16 protein-coding genes are annotated in these 19,405 nt (G+C 66.1%); 8 read left to right on the forward strand and 8 right to left on the reverse strand.

All coding sequences use genetic code 11. The features are described 5' to 3' along the window. Nucleotides 1-239, forward strand: a 239-nt coding sequence (locus tag H4F98_RS16750) for a hypothetical protein (RefSeq protein ID WP_220479255.1), incomplete at its 5' end; no start/stop codon positions are given. Nucleotides 240-257: 18 nt separating this feature from the next. Here the strand turns inward: H4F98_RS16750 and H4F98_RS16030 are convergent. The 5 genes from H4F98_RS16030 to H4F98_RS16050 are packed head-to-tail and all read right to left on the reverse strand — an operon-like array spanning nt 258 to nt 7,670. Continuing rightward, nucleotides 258-3,047, reverse strand: a complete 2,790-nt coding sequence (locus tag H4F98_RS16030; RefSeq protein ID WP_182688840.1) for a BPTD_3080 family restriction endonuclease — start codon at nt 3,045-3,047, stop codon at nt 258-260. After that, the gene (locus H4F98_RS16755; protein ID WP_220479256.1) at nt 3,044-3,511 is read right to left on the reverse strand and encodes a hypothetical protein; all 468 of its coding nucleotides are present in this window, start codon (nt 3,509-3,511) and stop codon (nt 3,044-3,046) included. Before H4F98_RS16755 ends, H4F98_RS16030 begins: the two co-directional genes overlap by 4 nt. Then, nucleotides 3,508-4,068: a type II toxin-antitoxin system MqsA family antitoxin gene (locus H4F98_RS16040; protein WP_182688841.1), complete on the reverse strand. Its 561-nt coding sequence runs from the start codon at nt 4,066-4,068 to the stop codon at nt 3,508-3,510. Before H4F98_RS16040 ends, H4F98_RS16755 begins: the two co-directional genes overlap by 4 nt. 2 nt (nt 4,069-4,070) lie before the next feature. After that, nucleotides 4,071-4,412: a type II toxin-antitoxin system MqsR family toxin gene (locus H4F98_RS17080; protein ID WP_182688842.1), complete on the reverse strand. Its 342-nt coding sequence runs from the start codon at nt 4,410-4,412 to the stop codon at nt 4,071-4,073. A 24-nt stretch (nt 4,413-4,436) separates the two neighbouring features. Then, nucleotides 4,437-7,670, reverse strand: a complete 3,234-nt coding sequence (locus H4F98_RS16050) for a site-specific DNA-methyltransferase (protein ID WP_182688843.1) — start codon at nt 7,668-7,670, stop codon at nt 4,437-4,439. 416 nt (nt 7,671-8,086) lie between these two features. Here H4F98_RS16050 and H4F98_RS16055 point away from each other — a divergent pair, with 416 nt between their 5' ends. After that, on the forward strand, nt 8,087-8,326 hold the full coding sequence (locus tag H4F98_RS16055) for an Arm DNA-binding domain-containing protein (RefSeq protein ID WP_182688844.1): 240 nt from the start codon (nt 8,087-8,089) through the stop codon (nt 8,324-8,326). A gap of 29 nt (nt 8,327-8,355) precedes the next feature. Here H4F98_RS16055 and H4F98_RS16060 read toward each other — a convergent pair whose 3' ends face one another. From H4F98_RS16060 to H4F98_RS16070, 3 genes are all read right to left on the reverse strand, one after another. Then, nucleotides 8,356-8,715: a helix-turn-helix domain-containing protein gene (locus tag H4F98_RS16060; protein WP_182688845.1), complete on the reverse strand. Its 360-nt coding sequence runs from the start codon at nt 8,713-8,715 to the stop codon at nt 8,356-8,358. Further along, nucleotides 8,712-9,014, reverse strand: a complete 303-nt coding sequence (locus H4F98_RS16065) for a type II toxin-antitoxin system HigB family toxin (RefSeq protein ID WP_182688846.1) — start codon at nt 9,012-9,014, stop codon at nt 8,712-8,714. The genes H4F98_RS16060 and H4F98_RS16065 overlap by 4 nt, the downstream gene beginning before the upstream one ends. 80 nt (nt 9,015-9,094) lie before the next feature. Further along, a complete protein-coding gene (locus tag H4F98_RS16070) occupies nt 9,095-9,751 on the reverse strand; it encodes a DUF4136 domain-containing protein (RefSeq protein ID WP_182688847.1) in 657 nt (218 codons plus the stop codon). A 373-nt stretch (nt 9,752-10,124) separates the two neighbouring features. Here H4F98_RS16070 and glk point away from each other — a divergent pair, with 373 nt between their 5' ends. The 6 genes from glk (at nt 10,125) to H4F98_RS16100 (ending at nt 19,400) form a co-directional block, all read left to right on the forward strand. Then, nucleotides 10,125-11,135 (forward strand): glucokinase, encoded by a 1,011-nt coding sequence (gene glk / locus H4F98_RS16075; protein ID WP_182688848.1) that lies wholly within the window; start codon nt 10,125-10,127, stop codon nt 11,133-11,135. 62 nt (nt 11,136-11,197) lie between these two features. Further along, the gene (locus H4F98_RS16080) at nt 11,198-12,586 is read left to right on the forward strand and encodes a glycoside hydrolase 5 family protein (RefSeq protein ID WP_182688849.1); all 1,389 of its coding nucleotides are present in this window, start codon (nt 11,198-11,200) and stop codon (nt 12,584-12,586) included. A gap of 396 nt (nt 12,587-12,982) precedes the next feature. Further along, a complete protein-coding gene (locus H4F98_RS16085) occupies nt 12,983-15,991 on the forward strand; it encodes a TonB-dependent receptor (RefSeq protein WP_182688850.1) in 3,009 nt (1,002 codons plus the stop codon). A 120-nt stretch (nt 15,992-16,111) separates the two neighbouring features. Continuing rightward, entirely contained in the window at nt 16,112-17,680 is a 1,569-nt protein-coding gene (locus H4F98_RS16090) for a tryptophan halogenase family protein (protein ID WP_182688851.1), read from the forward strand. A 12-nt stretch (nt 17,681-17,692) separates the two neighbouring features. After that, entirely contained in the window at nt 17,693-18,397 is a 705-nt protein-coding gene (locus tag H4F98_RS16095) for a SapC family protein (protein WP_182688852.1), read from the forward strand. Further along, complete coding sequence (locus H4F98_RS16100; protein WP_182688853.1) at nt 18,384-19,400, forward strand: cupin-like domain-containing protein; 1,017 nt, start codon at nt 18,384-18,386, stop codon at nt 19,398-19,400. Before H4F98_RS16095 ends, H4F98_RS16100 begins: the two co-directional genes overlap by 14 nt. The last annotated feature ends 5 nt before the right edge of the window (nt 19,401-19,405 follow it).

Consider the following 19,405-nt stretch of genomic DNA (forward strand, 5'->3'; position numbering starts at 1 on the left):
CCGGCCTCGGCCTCACGCAGGAAGCCGATGATCTGCTCTTCGGAAAAGCGCTTCTTCACGTCCAATCTCCTTACTCTGGGGAATTGGACTCCAGATCGCCGCGCTACTCAAAACCGGGGGGACGTCGGCTTCGGTTCAGCAACTGCCTGACCTCGCGGCCGGCGACCTTCTGCCCGTTGATGGTGGATCCCGGCGAACGCACAGCACAGGGCTCGGACAAGGATATCCTCTTGCCCTAGCTCCGTCTCATGAAGACGTTACTTCGCAGCCTCTGCCAATAGATCCGCAATCTGGCTTGGCGCAAACGCCACCGCATGCGTCCAGACGCCGAATCCGCCCTTCTGGTTCACGCCCTGGACCCACGTCGCCAACGCCGCCCGCTTGGCGCGGTTCTGGTCGTCGTCCACGCCCTTGATCTCCAGCACCAGCGTCTTCCCGTTCTTCAGTCGAACCAGGAAGTCCGGCAGGAACCGCCGCCTCGATCCGTTCCACATGTAGTAGATCTGGAAGCCGAGGTGGTCATTCTTGACGTAGCTCACCACATTGTTCGAGGTCTCGAAGACGTTGGCGGCATGGCCTTCCCAGGCGCTGTCGCCCACGACATGACTGATCTGCGATCGCACGGTGGGCAGGTTGGGCTTGGTCGTGTACCAGGTTCGCATGTAGCGCGTTGAGCCGATCGGGGCGTCTTCGTCGAAGATCAGCTCCACCCTCTCGGTGTTCTGCTCGTATACGTAGCGCAGGAGGTACTCGACGATCCGGTTGACGTTAAGCGTGAGCAGGATTCGCCTGCGAAGGGGCTCCTGGTGGAACAGGCTCGGAATCACCAGCTTGTCCGAATCGATGAACTCCTCGACCAAGCGAATCAGCTGATAGACCAGGTACTCCCGTCCACCACTGAACTTCTCCTGCATCTGTTCGTAGGCCTTGCGCGCCGCGACGAAGATCAGGCGCTGCAGGCGGAACTGCTCGGGAAGCAGCTCCAGGTCGATGACATGGATCTTGCTCCAGTCGGTCGCGCCACCCAGGGCCGGTGCGATCTCCGCTGAAATCGGCGTGTCTTCCGGCTTGAGCTGCAGGGCCTCCACCTCATCCCAGCGGACAGCTAGGACCGGCCTCACCACCGGATCCACGCGCAGCACGTTCGGCCAGCGGATCTCCAGGCTGTTGCGTTCGGGCAGGGACTCGATCTGGGTGCTCGGCTTCGGTGGCGGCGGCGGCGGGCCTTCACCGTCGTCCTGGAAGATCGACAGGGGGACGCCGAAGACGTTCACGTACTCAGGAAGGAACAGTCCATTCTCGTCGGTCTCGTAGCTCACGCGACGGAGACCGCGGCCGATCACCTGCTCGCACAGCAACTGGCTGGTGAAGGCGCGCAGGCCCATGATGTGGGTGACATTCTTGGCGTCCCAGCCTTCCGACAGCATCGCCACCGAGATGACGTTCTGGAGCTTCTGCCCGGCCGTGCCGCGCTTGCCCACGTTGTCCACGATGGACCGCAGGACTTCTTCCTTCTTCAGTGACAGCAGCGCCTCCTGGCGGTCAGAAGGCAGTCCGGCCGCCTCCACGATCTGCTTCAACCGCGCCTCATAGTCCTTGTCGGCTCCTGCCGCCTCTCCGATCTCCGCCTTCTCCAACACCTTGGAGTCGACCCGCAAGGTCTTCTCAGGCGCGTGCAATTCCGGCCAGAAGGCGTCTCCACTGGTGAAGTAGCGCTCGATGCGGGCGGCGGTCTCGGTGCGGTTGCAGACAGTCAGCATGACCGGCGGAGAGGTATGCCCACTCTCGGCCCACTGGCTGGCCGCCTCGCGCCAGTCCGCACCCAGCAGGGTGTAGGCGTCCTGCACCAGCTTGGGCAGCGGATCTTCCGGCTTGGCAGCCTTGCGGTTGAGATCTTCCGACACCTCCGGCTCGCGGTAGAGGTGGTACAGCTTGGATCGCAGCTTGGCGTTCGGCAGCGCACTGTCACGCACGACCACCCGCGGCGTCTTGACCAGCCCGCCTTCGATGGCGTCGTTGAGCCCGAAGTCCGACACGATCCAGCCGAACAGGCCCTCATCGGTGTTGGTCTTTCCAGTCGGCGCGAAGGGCGTGGCTGACAGGTCGAAGCAGCGGATGATCCGCCGGGTCTTGTGCAGTCGATCCAGGCCCTCGATCCAGCGCGTCGCCTCTTCCAGGTCGATCCCGCGCTCTTCCGCGTCCTTCTTGCTGATCTTGATGTCGGCCGGCTTGCGGTAGGCGTGATGCGCCTCGTCGTTGATGACGATGATGTCCTTGTACGACGACAGCTTGCCGAGGACGCGGCGGGTGAATGCCTCGTCGCTCTCGGCGCCCTTCTTCACCACCGAGCGCGTCGTAGGCTTCAACGGCATCAGCGTGTGCCAGTTCTCGATCAGCACCTCAGCCTGGTTGAGCTTCTGCCGCAGCGCTTCCGAGGGGCACAGGTGGAACTCGTCGTAGACATTGGCGGGATTGCCCGGCAACAGCACCTGCAGGCGCTCGCGCACAGTCAGGCCCGGCGCCACGATGAAAACCGCCTTGGAGAAATCCTTGTTGCGCTTGGGATACGCCAGCGCGTTCAGGACCTGCCAGGTGATGATCATCGCCATCACCGTGGTCTTGCCGCTGCCGGTCGCCATCTTGTTGCAGATGCGCTCCCAGGGGCCACCATCGCCTTCCAGGAAGATGCCCTGCTTGAACTCGGCGGTCGCCTCCACCCACCAGACCAACGTCTCGATCGCCTCGATCTGGCAGAAGTAGAACGGCAGGGTGCGCGCCTCGCGCTCCCCCCAGTGCTCCAACAGGCTGCGGGTGACCTGGGTGACCCCGGGATAGTCTGCATCCCGCCACGCCTGCACGCGTTCACGGATCCGGTTGACGAGCTTGAGCTCCTCCGTCCGCTTGGTGTTGTTGCGGGTGTCGAAGACCTCATAGGCCGCGGGACGGCGGCCATCGACAAGGTTAAGCGTGGTACCTGCGCCCTGCTGCCAGTGGCAGGCAGGCGGCAAGTACGGAGAATTGATGATCAGCGACTTACGGGCCGTCACATCTTGAATCCCGAATAGAGGGGGATCTCAAGCTGAGGAAGTCTGGCCCGGGACACCATGTCAAAGACATGTTGACGCCAGAACGGCCACACGTTGTGCACGGCATTATTGTCCGCAAAGGCCTTGATGCATTCCTGGTCGATATCTGCCTTCATCTCATAGTTGACGAGAAAGTCCGCCTCAATGACAAAGAAGGCATCCACTTCGCTATCGTTGTCCTGCGACGGTGGAACCAATCGCGTGCCCAGCGAAACAAGCACCTGGAGGATGCTGGAACTGCCATCCGGTGTGTCGTGTTGGCCCGTGAAGAATCGGACTTCACGCTTGTGCTCTTGCGCCACCGTTGCAGACAGCTTTGCCGGGTCGCGCTCAGGCCTATCCAACCGGCACTCGAACAGAATGATGTCCTGAATCTTCAGGTTCTCTGAGGCCTGTCGAATCTGATCTTTTACTTCAGGCGTCATGCGCGACGGCGCTCCCGGTAATCGTCAAAGCGAACGCATACGCCCTGACCGCTCAACTGGACGGACTGCAGCTGAGCCTGAGATATCCCAATAGACCCCGCTTGTACGTACCCAGCGCCAGTGACCCAACCCGCAGGCACAATCCCGGCCTCGATGCGCAGGAAGTCCATCACACCCGGCACGAAATCGGCAACCTTGAGCAGTCGATCCATCGCGACGCTCTGCATTACGTCGCCACGTTCGTACTTCGAGAAAGCGTTTGCTCCGCCGCCAAAGACTTCCGATGCCTGCGACTGGGTCAACCCAAGACGTTCGCGCACAGCACGGATCTGCGCGCCCGTCAGCAGTCCATCGTGGACGCGCTTGGCGTCTGCAATCTTCAGCTGGTTGCGACGGATCTGGTCGGTGAACACCGGATCGGCTCCACACATATTGCAGCGATAACACTCCAGGTCGGCGACATGAAGCATCACGTCACCATGGCGGAAGTCGCTCTCCCAAGTCGCGGGGTGCAGGGTGCCGCTGCCACACTCAGTGCAAGTCAGGGTCTTGGTCATATCTATCTGTGCTGATGGAAGGAGCAGAGTTCGATGACCAACACGTCATCGTCCATCCGAAACTTCACGTAAAGGTCGTCAGGTGCACGCCCTGGGAGTCCCCAGGCAAGTTTGTAAACGTCATGCCACGGGCCGCGAGGTGTATACCTCTCGGCATGCGAGAAATCGGTCGGGCGGAGTGAGCTCAGGCATGCACAAATTTCTTCCAGGCCGTAACCAAGATTGGCCACGTCGACTTGGACGCGAGTGCCTGCGTAGTGCACAGACTCGCGGTTGGCCAACTCATGCACTCGGGTGAGTGAGTAGTCAGCATCGGCCTTCCTCTCAGGGGGCTGGGTAACCATTATGGTTAGTCTTCCTGAACCCAGTCAATCCACCGAAAGCACTTTGAGCGACTCGATGCCCCGGTCGTCCACGATCTTCACGGCCACCTTGCGGTTCTCCCCAATCTCAAAAGTAAGTGAGATTGTGCCGTGCAGCTTGTCCAGCCGCGACTCGTCCAGTTCGGCCTTGATGTCACGCTTGAGCTTGTTCCAGCCGTCCTTGGCGCCGGCCATGGGGAAGAACACCTGGCGCGGGAACAGGCTGCGCTCGTCGTAGTCGGTGTCCAGCGCCCAGGCGGCGATGTTCTTCTTGCCGCCGGACTTGAGCTCGCCGGTGCCGGTGTCGAAGTAGTCGAAACCGTTGACCTCCACCTCGTACTTGCCGTCCTTTCGCTGGCGCAGCTCCACGTCCGGCTGGCCCATCAGCCAGAAGCTCTGGTTGCTGCGCGCCTTCTTCTTCAGGTCTTCGGTGAGCAGGTCGGTGTTCATCTGCGCCTTGAGCGCGGTGATGCCGCGGGTGGCGTCGATGTCCTTGGCCGCTTCGGGGTCGAAGGTGAAGGCGCAGAAGACGATCATCTTGGGGCGCGGGAACAGGTCACCGGCCTCGCGCATGGCCAGCTCCACCTGCTTCTGCTCCAGCGCGCCGTGCTCGGGGCCGAAGCTGACCACCACGCGCTCGCCGCTGTCCAGGTGGCCAGTGCAGTGGATGTGCCGGGTGTCCGGCAAGGTCTCCAGCTCGGCGAACCTGAGCATCTGCCCACCCTTGCCGCGGATACCGGTCTTGAGCAGCTCGTCGCGCCAGCTGTGCTGCCGCAGGGACTCACCTGAGCGGGCCACGCTGGCATCCGCTTCCTGTGCTTGTTCGCCTTCCTCCAGCGACAGCACGCTGGGGAAGGGCACGGCTTCGACGGTGAACGGGCCGGTGATGCGCAGCTTGTCCTTCGACACGGCCGGCTGATCGAACAGGGTTTCCTGATCGGCATGGGCGGCGATGGAGTCGTCCATCTTCCGCTGTATGGCCTGACGGGCGGCGTGGAACGCGTCGAAGGCGTCGCGAGCGCCGGGCTTCCAGTCGGCCGGGTAGTCGAACGGGACCTCCCATTCCTGCAGCGCGCCGTCTTTGGCGAAGTCGATCGTCTTGCCTTTGCGTCCGCCCTCGGACACCTTGAATGGCGCGCCGGCGGATTTCAGCGCGGCATTGAGCTTGGCCAACGCCTGCTCGATGGCCGGATGCATGCGCTCATAGATGTCGTCGATGTCCGGGTTGTTGGCGACCGACTTCAGGGTGACGTGCGGGACCGTCTTGTAGATGAAGCCGCCGCGCAGGCCTTCGTGCGGGTACTTGAGTTCGTAGTAGTCGTAGCTGGCGGTCATCAACCGCTGCTTGGCCAGGGTGACGGCCACGCGCGAGGTGTCGCATGTGATCCAGCGGCGGCCCCATTTTTCGGCGACGAAGGCGGTGGTGCCAGAGCCGCAGGTGGGGTCGAGCACTAGATCGCCTGGGTCGGTGGTCATGAGCAGACATCGCTCCAAGGCTACCGGGCTGGTCTGGACGACATAGACCTTCTTCTCCGAAAAGCCTGAAGTGACTGTGTCATCCCACAGCTGTGTTATGGGGCTTACCGAAAAATCTCCGAGATAGCGCGTGTATGGGAGCGTGTCTCCCAGTGCCAGAAGGCGTCCTGTTTTTGCCAGCCGAGTCAGTCCAACTGCTTCTGTCTTGAAGGTTCCCTTTCCGGGCGTAAAGGTCCGCCCCATGTAGGGGAAAGAAGTAACATCGTCGCCTTGGGCTGGACGTTGGCTCGTAAGGTTGTCGTGGGAAAACACCAAGCCGCCATTGCCCAACTCTTCAGCCACTCTGCGCCCAGCGTCAAACCGATGTCCACCCAGGCGACGAATCCACGTGTACTGAGTGGCTCCAGCTTCACCCAACTCCTTCTCAAAATAGAGTTGACGGTACTTTACGCGCTCACAGTCTTTCGCATACCAAACAAGGTAGTCACAGACGCTGGCTAGCCCATCAGACGAAGCGCTTGTTGTCTTTTTGTAGAGAATAAGTGAAACAAAGTTACCGACTCCGAACAGCTCATCCATCAACTCTCGGACATGGTGCAAGTTCTCATCCGAGATCTGCACGAACACACTGCCGGATTCGTGCAACAACTCCTTCGCCAGCAGCAGCCGATCCCTCAGGTACGTCAAGTAGGAATGAATCCCCAACTCCCAAGTATCCCGGAACGCCTTGATCATCTCCGGTTCCTGGGTCAGGTCCTCGTCCTTGCGGTCCTTCACGTCGCGCTTGTTGACGAAGGGCTGGAAGTTGCTGCCGTATTTGATGCCGTAGGGCGGGTCGATGTAGATCATCTGCACCTGCCCTGCCATGCCCTCCTTCTGCAGCAGGCTGTTCATCACCAGCAGTGAATCGCCGCTCACCAGCCGGTTGGCCCAGCCGCGGTCGTGCTTGTAGAACTCGATGGCCTCGCGGTAGGGCAGCGGCTCCTCGAACCAGGCGCGGAACATGTCGCCGGTGCCGGCGTGCTCGCCCTTGTCCTGCTGCAGGCGCTTGCGCGCCACCGCCAGGATGCTGGCCGGGTCGATGCGCTCGTGCACGTGCAGGCTGACGGTATCGACCTCGAAGCTGGTGCGCTCGGCCTTGCCGGTCCAGTTGAGATAGGGCGCGGCCTGGCGCTTGAGCTGCTCCAGCGCGGCGCGCATGGTGGCCTCGTCGCCGCTGGCCAGGGCGTCGTCGATCAACTGCTCGACCTGGGCGCGCCCCATGTCGAACTGCAGCGCCGGGTCGATGTGCGGGTCCCAGGCCCAGGTGGTCTTGGGCTGGTCCGGGTCGGTTTCCGGCGTGACCACGCCCACGTCCGGGTTGTTGCGGCGTTTCTGGTCGTGCTGGTAGGCGATGACCTTGTTGCCGTCTTCGGACTTCTTGCCCTTCACCTCGGCCTTGGCCCGGCGCGCCTGCGCCAGGGTCATGGCCTCCTGCTTGGGCTTTGGTGCCTTGGCGGCCTCGGGGATCTGCTGCGCCTGCAGGGTGAGCGCTGCGCCGGCCTCAAGTACCCGCCGGATTGACCCGCCCCGGCCCTTGCCGGTGGCCACCAGGCCCTCTGCGACCAATGCGTCGCGGACGGCGAAGTAGTCGGCTTCGTCGAGATCAGCACCCAGCTCGGCCGCGATCGCTTCGCGCATGCGTCCATTGCCGATCGTGCCGCCATCTTCGGGCAACGTGCGGAGTATCGCCTCGCGGATGTCCGCTGCCGACGCCTTGGCCATGCCTGATGTCCCCTGATCCTTTCCCGTAACAGGCTAGATCTTACCTGTCGCCCTGAATTGCTTCAGCGGCACGCCCTCAGTCTCACAAGGCTTGCGACAGGCAACAAGAACGAGCGGTGCCCGGCATGCCGGGTGCCACAGCCGCGATCCACCCTAGCGCCCCAGACCACCTAGCTGCGCCCCCCCCCTCCCCGCGCGCAACGGGCGATCTCGATATGACGCCACCGCCCCTTCTTGGCAGCCGCCGGAACCTCCCGAGACATTTCAATTCCGCACGATAACGGCGGAATTACGGGAGCCCACGTCGCCGAATCCAAGCAAACTGGATTGGTCGAATCAACCAGGAGCGGGCGCTCCGGCGGCTCGCACGCCGTCCCTGGGCATGGACATCCCGATGGCAATCGGCGGCCTGACGCATGGCTAAGATCCGAACCCGCAAGGACAACGGCCTGTTGTTCTTGGACTTCTACTACCCGGGAGTCCGGTGCCGGGAACAGACCGCCCTTCCCGACACCGCGGAGAACCGTCGCCGGGTGCAGACCCTGATGAACCAGATCTCCAAGGAGATCAAGCAGGGTCTGTTCGACTACGCGGCGACGTTCCCGGGGAGCCCGAGGGCGGCCCAGTGCAGCGGCTGTTTCCCATACCCGGACTGAAACTTCTGTGTACTTGTCCTGCCCGCCTCTCAGGTGCCGATCAGGCTCTCTGCGGGGATACCCAGGTTTCGATGAAGCTTGCGGATCATTTCAATGGTCAGCCCACGCTTACCATTGAGCACCTCGTAGACGCGGTTGGTCTGGCCGATGGAGGGCACCAGGTCCTTCACGGTCAGCCCGCCCTGCTCCATGCGGAAGCGGATCGCTTCGATTGGATCGGGCGCCTCGATCGGGAAGCGCTTGGCCTCGTAGACTTCGACCAGCGTGGCAAGGACCTCGAAGCGATCGCCATCCTCGGTACCCGGCTCCGGTTCATTGTCGAAAAACGCGGACAGCTCACGCAGCGCGGCTTCGTAGTCGCTCTCGGTGCGGATGGGGCGGATGTTCATGAGTCCTCCACGGTGGCGGCATCTATCCGGTCGTATTCGGCATGCGTGCCAATGAACTTGATGTACACCGCCTGGAACCGGTAGGCGACCGCGACGATCAGTCGGTAGTCATTGTCCTTGATGTTGAACACCACCCGGTTCTTGCCAACGAAGCTGGCGCTGGCGTAGTGATTCTTGATGTCTTGTGGCGTGGTCCAAGCAGCGTGCTTGGCTTCGTCGTACCAGGCCTTGACGGGCTGCTCGGAGTCCGGATGACGGTCCCAGAAGCGCCTCAAGGTGCTGATGGCGATTACCCTCATCAGACGCATAATAGTCCCAAATTGGGACCATCACAACTGGGCGAGGAATCAAGGCCAATGAGAGCACCCTCCCTGGGCGCTCACCGCCCCGGAAGCTGCGCGAGCGTCGTGCGGGCCACGTCGACGAGGCGGGATTCGGTGACGGCGCCCTGCTTGACGGTGCCGCGGTTGTACGCGCTCCACAGCACGCGGACGCTGCGGGGTTCGAGGACTTCGACCAGCAGGCCGCCTTCGATCGTTGCGCTGGTCTTGAGCTTCATCAGGGGGACGCCGTCGGCGTCGCGCGTGACGATCTGCGAGCAGTTGCCGCCCTTGCACTCGATCGCGGCCAGCGGGGTGGCGGCATTCTGGCCGCCGCGGCTGACCAGGGCGGCGTTCTCGACATCCTGCACGCCGACGCGATAGGCCAGGATGATGTCGGCGCCGGCGGGGTCGTCGGCCAGCCGGTAGCCCTTCTCGGCCATGACGCTATCGAGCGCCTGCCGGAGCTGGTTGCGGAAGGCCAGGTCGGTGACCCGCGGGTCCGATTCGGCGCGTCGCTGGCCCGGCAGGTCGACCCAGGCGTAGGCCGGGCCCGGCAGGCTGGCCGCGGGCTGCTTGACGGTGACGTGGGCGCGCGGCCCCGCCACTTCCGGCGAGCTCGTGCAGGCCGCGAGCGCGGCCAGCATGGCGACGATGAGGGCGGCACGGAGCAGCCGGGGGCCCGAACGGGGACGGAGGGTCGCGCTTGCATTCATGGGAACGCCTCGCTGCAGCGCCCGGTTGGGGCGGGTGGGGTCCTTCCTGGCCAGCGCCGCGCGACAGGGCCGCATCGCAGGCCGGGGCCATTATGACCAGAGCGGGCCTGATGAACAGGCGAAGGCGACCGAACGCCCTCGCATCGGCTAGAGTAGCGAGGCAGGTTAGCGCTACCACCTTAAAGCTGAACAAAAATGACAGCGCATGACATCCGCGCGGTTTATGCATTAGAGTCGGCCACGGGGATGGCAGCCCAGACCGGACCGCGACGCCGATTCAGGCTTCGATCCCGGCTCGGGGGCGTCATTTACGTCGCAGGACGCGTCCGGAACAGGCGCGGACCAGACCGGGAAAAGTCCTAGAAAAATGCCGATGTCCGCTTCCTTGCCGCTGTCCCCGCCCACGGGCGCCCTGCTTGCCGACATCGGCGGGACGAATGCGCGCTTCGCGCTCGCCGCCGCCGATGCCTCGCATCCCGACGTGATCGATTCGAGCATCCGCATCTATCCGGTGAAGGACTTCCCGTCGCTGGCCGATGCCGCCCGGCACTACCTGGAAGAGATGCACGCCAGCCCGGACAGCGCGGTACTCGCCGTCGCGGGCCCGGTGAAGGACGCGCGCGCCCACATCACCAACCACCCCTGGACGATCTGCGCCGAACGCATGGGCGCCGTGCTCGGGCTGGCGGACGTGGCCCTGGTCAACGACTTCACCGCCCAGGCCATGGCGGTGTCGGTGCTGGAGCCGGCGCAGACGCTGGCCATGGGCGGCGCACCCTGGCTGGGCTGGCAGGACGAAGGCGACCGCACCTACGCGATCATCGGCGCCGGCACCGGGCTCGGCGTCGGCGGCCTGCTCCGCCGCGAAGGCCGCTTCCATCCGCTGCAGACCGAAGGCGGCCACGCGAGTTTCGCGCCCGGCACGGATGAAGAAATCGACGTGTTGCGCTTCCTGACGCGCCAACACGCGCGGGTCTCAAACGAGCGCCTGCTCAGCGGCAGCGGCCTGGTCAACATCCACCGCGCGCTGGCGCACGTGCACGGGCACCCTGCGCTCGCGCTTGAGCCGCGCGACATCACCGCGCGCGCCCAGCAGGGCGACGTGCTGTGCCTGCGTGCGATCGACATGTTCTGCGCCGTGTTCGGCGCGGTCGCCGGCGACCTGGTCCTGACCCTGGGCGCGTGGGACGGCGTGTTCCTGACCGGCGGCCTGGTGCCGCGGCTGGCGCCGTGGCTCGAAGCCTCGCCGTTCCGCCAGCGCTTCGAGCACAAGGGGCGACTGTCGGAGCAGATGCGGCAGGTGCCGGCGATGGCCATCACCCATCCGCAGCCCGGCCTGCTCGGCGCGGCGGCGATGAGCACCGGGCGCTGCGCCCAGCCCTGAGCCGACCGGCCGGTCGCAGGGGCCGACCCACCCGCCTTCCATCCGACATGCGAGGAGCCGCCATGGCACGCCCGATCGACCCGACCGTCCGAGCCGCGCCGCAAGGGCGCCACGTCCCGTCCTGGCGCGCGATGGCAATGGCCATCCTGTTCGCGCTCGGCGCCTGCCCCGCCACGTTCGCGGGGACGGCCGGCGAGGGGACGGTGCGAATCGTCGAGCACGACGGGCGCTATGTCCTCGAGGTCGATGGCGCCCCGTTCCGGGTGAAGGGCGTCGGCTCCGGCGGCCACGCGCTTGAGACCCTGGCCGCCCATGGCGGCAATGCCTTCCGCACCTGGGAGGTGCCCGCGGATCTGGCCGAGGCACGCGCCCTGCTCGACGAGGCCCGGGCGCACGGCCTGAAAGTGGCGATGGGCCTGCGCATGGTCCCGGGCCGGCAGGGCTTCGACTATGGCGACGCCGCGGCGGTCGCGCAGCAACAGGCACGGCTCCGCGACCAGGTCCTGGCCCTGCGCGACCATCCGGCCCTGCTGATGTGGGTCGCCGGCAACGAGCTCAACCTGGAGAACGACGAGCCGGCGGTCTGGAACGCCATCGACGCGGTCGCGCGCATGATCCATGGGATCGACCCCGACCATCCGGTGATGACCACCCTGGCCGGCTTCGACGCCGCGCTGATAAGCGAGATCAAGCAGCGCGCGCCGAACCTGGACCTGCTCGGGATCCAGCTGTACGGCGACATCGACGGCTTCGACGCGCGCCTGCTGGCCGCCGGCTGGGACGGCCCCTACATCGTGACCGAGTGGGGACCGACCGGACACTGGGAAAGCCCGCTGACCGCCTGGGGCGCCCCCGTCGAGGACGACGCCTCGCGTAAGGCGGCCCTCATCGAGGCGCGCTACGCCCGCAACATCGCGCCCGACACCGGCAGGGGCCTGGGCGCCTTCGCGTTCCTGTGGGGCGACAAGCAGGAGCGCACGCCGACCTGGTATGGCCTGCTGCTGTCGGATGGCAGCACCACGCCCAGCGTGGATGCCCTGCATTACCTTTGGAACGGCACCTGGCCGGAGCAGCGCAGCCCCGGGATCGCGCCGATCCGGATCGACGGCCTGGGGGCGCTGGACAGCGTCAGCCTGCTGCCCGGCGCCGCCGCCACCGCCCGCGTCGAGTCCACGGACGCCAATGGCGATCCGCTCGACTTCCGCTGGTACGTCCTGGCCGAGAGCCAGGCCACCACCGTCGGCGGCGACCCCGAACAGGTACCGGCCCGGATCGATGTCGACCTGTCCCGGCCCGAACCGGGCACCGCCCGCTTCAAGGCCCCCGCCGCTGAAGGCGCCTATCGCCTGTTCGTCGAGGTCCGCGATGGCACCGGCCGGGCCGCCTACGCCAACCTGCCCTTCCGCGTGACGGCGGCACCGGGCACGGACGTCGGGGCTTCGACGCCCTGATCCGCCCTCCGCCCGCCGCGGCGGGAGGGTCAGGACAGCGCTTTCCCTTTCGACGCCCTGTCCAGGGACATCGCCATCCTGCCCATGCGGCCCCTCGCGCCCCTGTCCGGGGCCCGAGAGCCTTGCCAGCGGCGGCGATCCGAGTCCGCAACGTAGCCAGGGAGCTGTGCCGGCCACACACGATGGGGCCGCCACAGGCGGCAAATTATCGTGCACCGCAACATAATATCCAGCTAAAAAAACCAGTTTTTTCAACAGCTTGAAAATATTGCCACGAAGGTTTGACAACGCTGTCAGAAATGCGTGGAATGCGTCCCAAGGTCGACTGCGGCGCGTGCGGAGACGCGTCGACCCATAACTCGAAACGCTCAAGCGACCTTCTAGGGGAGGGAAGTAATGAAACGAGGCAACGTCCTGCCGAAGCAACGCCTGTTGACGTCGGCACTACTGGTGGCACTCGCGGGTCCGGTCATGGCCCAGGAAGCGACCACCGAAGACACCCCCACCGCGACCCTGTCCGACGAGGTCGCCGAACTCGACACCGTGGTCGTCACCGGCATCCGCGAAAGCCTGGCCTCGTCGATGAACATCAAGCGCGACGCCCAGGGCATCGTCGATGGCATCGTCGCCGAGGACATCGGCAAGTTCCCCGACACCAACCTGGCCGAGTCGCTGCAGCGCATCAGCGGTGTCTCGATCGACCGCACCTCCAGCGGCGAAGGCTCCAAGGTCACCGTCCGCGGCGTCGGCCCCGACTTCAACCTGGTACTGCTCAACGGCCGCCAGATGCCCGCGGCCAACCTCGGTCCCGGCGGCGGCGGCACCAGCAACTCGCGCGCCTTCGACTTCGCCAACATCGCGGCCGAAGCGGTCTCCGCGCTGGAGGTCTACAAGACCAGCCGCGCGAGCACGCCCACCGGCGGCATCGGCGCGACGATCAACATCAAGACCGCGCGCCCGTTCGACATTCCCGGCTCACTGGCCAACATCGGCGTGAAGGGCGTCTACGACACCTCGGCCGACAACCTGCCCGATGCCTACCCGGGCGATTCGGTGACCCCGGAGATCTCGGGCATCTTCAGCAACACCTTCGGCGACGGCAAGTTCGGCGTCTCCTTCACCGGCAGCTACCAGGAGCGCAATTCCGGGTACAGCCAGGCCGCGGTGGCCGATGGCTGGGCGATGTTCCGCGGCGACGACACCAACAGCTGGAACCGGCTGCCGCAGGCCGGCGAACCGGGCTACGACCAGATCACCAACCGCCCCGGCCCGGACACGATCTACGGTCGCCCGCAGAACTTCGGCCTGAGCGTCAACGGCGTCCAGCGCCAGCGCACCAACGGCCAGCTGACCTTCCAGTACGCGCCGACCGACCGGGTCACCACGACCCTGGACTACACCTATTCCGAGAACGAGATCCAGCAGCAGCGCAACGAGCTGTCGGTGTGGTTCAACTACGCCCCGGGCACCAGTTCCTGGACCGACGGCCCGATCGCCGGCCCGCTAATCTACTCGGAAGACATTCCGGCGGCGAACGCCGACATCGCCATGGGCGGCATGAACCTGGCCACCCGCTACAAGGGCGAGTCGCTGGGCTTCAACGTCGCATGGGAAGTCAACGATGCACTGAACCTGGAGTTCGATTACCACGACTCCGCCGCCACCTCGCGTCCGGACAGCCCCTGGGGCTCGGCCGGCGTGCTGGGCGTGGCGGCGTTCCTGCGCGGCACCACGACGGTCGACTTCAGCAACGACTTCCCGATCCTGAACATCCAGCTGCCGCAAGGCGTCAGCCAGATCGAGGCGTCCGACGCGGTGGTCACCGGCTCGGTATTCCAGAACAGCTACAACAAGGCCGAGGTCGAGCAGTTCCAGGCACGCGGCCAGTTCAAGTTCGAGGACTACTCGGGCCTGGACTTCGGCGTGTCGCTGACCGACGTCCACAACCGCACCGCCTCGGCGGTGATGCAGCGCGATACCTGGGGCGGCGTGGGCACCCCGGCCGACTACGACGACGACATCTTCTACGCCGGCAACATGGGCGACTACTTCGATGCCTTCTCCGGCCACGACAGCCCCAACTTCACCGACCGCTTCCTGCTGTTCGACTTCAACCGCCTGCGCGACGCGGCGGCGGGCGTGGCCGGCGACGACTCGCTCTATCGCGCGCCGACCGAGTTCACCGACGACCTGCGCACGCAGGAGAAGTCGCAGAGCGCCTACCTGCAGTGGAACAAGACCTTCGACTGGTCGATGCCGCTGCACGTCGCCGCCGGCGTCCGCTACGAGGAAACCGAAGTCACGTCCTCGGCTCTGGTCCGCATCGGCACCGGCATTTCCTGGGACGCGGCCAACGAGCTGTACGTGACCTACGCCGCCGACCAGGACTTCACCACCCTCAAGGGCGAGTACGACTACTGGCTGCCTGCGCTGGACCTGGCCCTCGAACTCACCGACAGCATGATCCTGCGCGGCAGCTACAGCCAGACCATCGGCCGGCCCGGCTGGCAGGACATCCAGGGCGGCCAGCGCCTGGCGAACATCGTCCGCGTCGACGGCGGCGACGGTTCGCAGGGCAATCCGGCGCTGTCGCCGCTCGAATCGGACAACTTCGACCTGTCCTTCGAGTGGTACTACGGTGAGGCGAGCTACCTGTCGGTGGGCTACTTCCGCAAGAACATCACCAACTTCATCAGCCAGACCATCGTGGAAGGCACGCCGTTCAACCTGCACACGCCGGTGGGCGGCACCTATTGGAACAACGCCATCAACGCCGGCTGCGCCGCGTCCGACCTGGTCTGCATCCGCGACTACATCTTCACCAACCACGCGGGCGACCCGGGCGTCACGGTCACCGGCACCAACGCGGCGGGCCAGTTGACCGGCAGCATCGTCGGCCAGCCGGGCGACCCGATCGCGACCTTCGACATCACCCAGCCGGCGAACCAGCGCTCGGACCACCTCGATGGCTGGGAGTTCAACATCCAGCACATGTTCGGCGACAGCGGCTTCGGCCTCGCGGCGAACTACACCATCGTCGATTCCGGCCTGACCTTCGACAACATGAGCCTGGGCGACCAGTACCCGATGGTCGGCCTGAGCGACTCGGCGAACCTGGTGGCGTTCTTCGACAAGTACGACTGGCAGATCCGCGCGGCCTACAACTGGCGCGACGAGTTCCTCAACGGCATCGGCGGGCAGGGCAACAACCCGAACTACACCGAAGCCTATGGCCAGCTGGACATGAACGTCAGCTACCAGGTCGACGACCACTGGACGCTCTTCGCCGAAGGCATCAACCTGACCGACGAGACCCAGCGCGTGTTCGCCCGCCACAGCAACCAGCTGCGGTATGCCACGCAGACCGGGCCGCGCTACATGTTCGGCTTCCGCTACACGTTCTGACGATGGCGGGCATCGCCGCACGGCCCCCGGGTCGTGCGGCACCGGGGGCTGCCCACGAGCGGCAGCCCCTCGGCCCAGGGCCTATGCTGTCGGGCAGGCCCGTCACTGGAGTACCCGTACTTGTCTGAAGCGATCCGCGATGTCGTCATCCTGGGCGGCGGATCCGCCGGCTGGCTGGTCGCCGGCGTCCTCGCGGCCGACCACGGCACCGCCTCCGGGGGTGCCCTGCGCGTGACCCTGGTGGAGTCGCCCGACGTGGCGACGATCGGCGTCGGCGAAGGCACCTGGCCGACCATGCGCGACACCCTGCGCCGCATCGGCGTGTCCGAAAGCGACTTCTTCCGCGAATGCGACGCCAGCTTCAAGCAGGGCTCGAAGTTCATCGGCTGGCGCGACGGCAGCGCAGGCGACCAGTACCATCATCCCTTCGTGCTGCCGCAGGGCTATCTGGAAGCCGACCTCGTTGGCGCCTGGCTGCAGCACCCCGGAGAGGCCTTCGGCGAGCGGGTCTGTTTCCAGCCACGCCTGTGCGAGGCCGGACGCGCGCCCAAGCAGTTCGCCACGCCGGAGTTCGCGGCGGTGGCGAACTACGCCTACCACCTCGACGCCGGCAAGCTCGGCACCTTCCTGCGCCGGCACTGCGTCGAACGCCTGGGCGTGCGACACGTCCGCGACCACGTCAGCGGGATCGACACCGCCGACAACGGCGACATCGCCGGCCTGCACACGCGTGACCATGGCATCCTCGCCGGCGACCTGTTCGTCGACTGCACCGGCATGCGCGCGGTGCTGCTGGACGGGCACTACGGCATCGCCCACGAGAGCCAGCAGCACGTGCTGTTCGCCGACCGCGCGATCGCGGTGCAGGTGCCTTACGCCGATCCGCGCGGGCCCATCGCCTGCCAGACCCTGTCCACCGCCCAGCCCAACGGCTGGACCTGGGACATCGGACTGCAGTCGCGGCGCGGCGTCGGCCACGTCTACTCCAGCGCGCACACCAGCGACGACGAGGCCGCGGAGGTGCTGCGCCGCCACGTGCTGGCGACCGGCGGCGCCGAGCCCGACCCCGCTTCGATGCGCCGCATCGGCCTGCGACCGGGCTACCGGAAGCGGTCCTGGCACCGCAACTGCGTGGCGATCGGGCTGTCGAGCGGCTTCGTCGAACCGCTCGAGGCCTCCTCGCTGGTGCTGGTCGAGCTGGCGGCGACCATGCTCAGCGACCAGATGCCGGCAACCCGCGCGACGATGGACCTGGTCGCCGAGCGCTTCAACGACAGCTTCGCGTACCGCTGGGAGCGCGTGGTCGACTTCCTGAAGCTGCACTACCTGCTGTCGACGCGCGAGGACAGCGACTTCTGGCGCGACCACCGCCGCCCGGAATCCATCCCCCCGCGCCTGCAGGCCCTGCTCGAGCTGTGGCGCCACCATCCGCCCTCGCGCTACGACCTGCCGCGGGTGGATGAGATATTCCCCTCGGCCAGCTACCAGTACGTGCTCTACGGCATGGGCTTCCGGCCACCGCCGGCGCCGGCGCCGGCGGCGACCGCGCGCAGGCGGCTGGACGCGATCGAGAAGGCCGACCGATACTCCCGTGAGGCCGCCGACCTCGCGCGCCGGATGATCGCCGGCCTGCCCTCGCACCGCGAGATGATCGACCACGCCCTCCACCACGGCATGCCCCGCCTCTAGACCAGGATCCCGATGACCCGCCATACCGCGCTCAACAACATCGACCACCGCGACCTGCGCGTCGACCCGCGACGCGGCGCCCGCATGGGCGACGACGCGATGTTCGCGCCGACCTTCCCGGCCGAGTTCCGCAACGTGCAGGCGCACTATCCGATCGTCTTCCACAAGGACGGCCAGGGGCGTTTCCAGCCGGTCGCGCTGTTCGGCTTCCGGCAGGGCCAGAACCTGTTCCTGCACGGTGAGCGCTGGGATGCGACCTATGTGCCGCTGGCGATGGAGCGCCAGCCGTTCCTGATCGGCCGCTCGGGCACGGAGCTGGCGGTGCACATCGACCTGGACCATCCGCGGGTGGGCACGACCGCCGGCGAGCCGCTGTTCCGCGAGCACGGCGGCAGCAGCGACTACCTCGAGCGGATGACGTCCATGCTGCGCACCCTGCACGACGGGCTGGAGGCCACGCCGGCCTTCGTCGACGCGCTGCTGCGACACGACCTGCTGGAATCCTTCGTCCTCGACGTGCAGCTCGACGACGGCGCGCAGCACCGGCTGGCGGGCTTCTACACCGTGCAGGAGGACCGCCTGAGGGCGCTCGATTCCGACGCCTTCCTGGCCCTGCACCGCGACGGCCACCTGGAACCGCTGTACATGGTGCTCGCCTCGCTGGCGCAGCTGCGGGTGCTGATCGAACGCATCAACCGGACCGATGACGCAACCTGAACCCATCGAAGAAGTCGCCATCGGGGGGCCGGGCGAGCTGGACGCCTGGCTGCGCTCGGCCGAGCGCCCGGCGGTGCTGCGCGGGCTGGTGGCGCATTGGCCGGCGGTGAAGGCCGCGCAGGCCTCCGACCGCGAGGGCATGGCCTATGTCGGCCGGTTCGAGGCGCCGCGCGCGCCGCCGGTGGTCGCCACCGTCGGTCCGCCGGAGATCGGCGGGCGCTTCTTCTACAACGAGGACCTGAGCGGCTTCAATTTCCGCCAGGAGCAGGTCCCGCTCAACATCGTGCTCAACACCTTGTTGAAGTATGTCGAGGACGAGGCGCCGCCGGCGATCTACGTCGGCTCGACGACGATCGACACCTGGCTGCCGGGCTTCCGCGCCGACAACGACCTGCCGCTGGCGCCCCGCGAGGCGCTGGCGAGCATCTGGATCGGCAACCGCACCCGCATCGCCGCCCACCAGGACGTGCCCGACAACCTGGCCTGCGTGGTCGCCGGCCGGCGTCGGGTGACCCTGTTCCCACCCGGGCAGCTGCCGAACCTCTACATCGGCCCGCTGGATTTCACGCCCGCCGGGCAGGCGATCAGCCTGGTGGACTTCAACGCGCCGGACCTGGCGCGCTTCCCGCGCTTCGCCGAGGCGATGCGCCACGCCCGCGTGGCCGAACTGGGCCCGGGGGACGCGGTGTTCATCCCCAGCATGTGGTGGCACCACATGGAGGCGTTGGCGCCCTTCAACGTGCTCGTCAACTACTGGTGGCGGCAAACGCCTGCCTGGATGGACACGCCGATGAACGCGCTCATGCTCGCCGTGATGACGGTGCGCGACCTGCCGCCGGCGCAGCGCGCGACCTGGCAGCAGGTGTTCGAGCACTACGTGTTCGATGCCGGCGAGGCGACCGCCGCGCATATCCCGGAGGCGGCGCGACGCGTGCTCGGCCCCCTGGACGACACGCGCGCCCGCGAGCTGCGCGCGCGCCTGCTGCAACGACTCAACCGCTGAGGACC

The organism is Marilutibacter spongiae (assembly GCF_014145325.1).
Classification (GTDB): Bacteria; Pseudomonadota; Gammaproteobacteria; order Xanthomonadales; family Xanthomonadaceae; genus Marilutibacter; species Marilutibacter spongiae.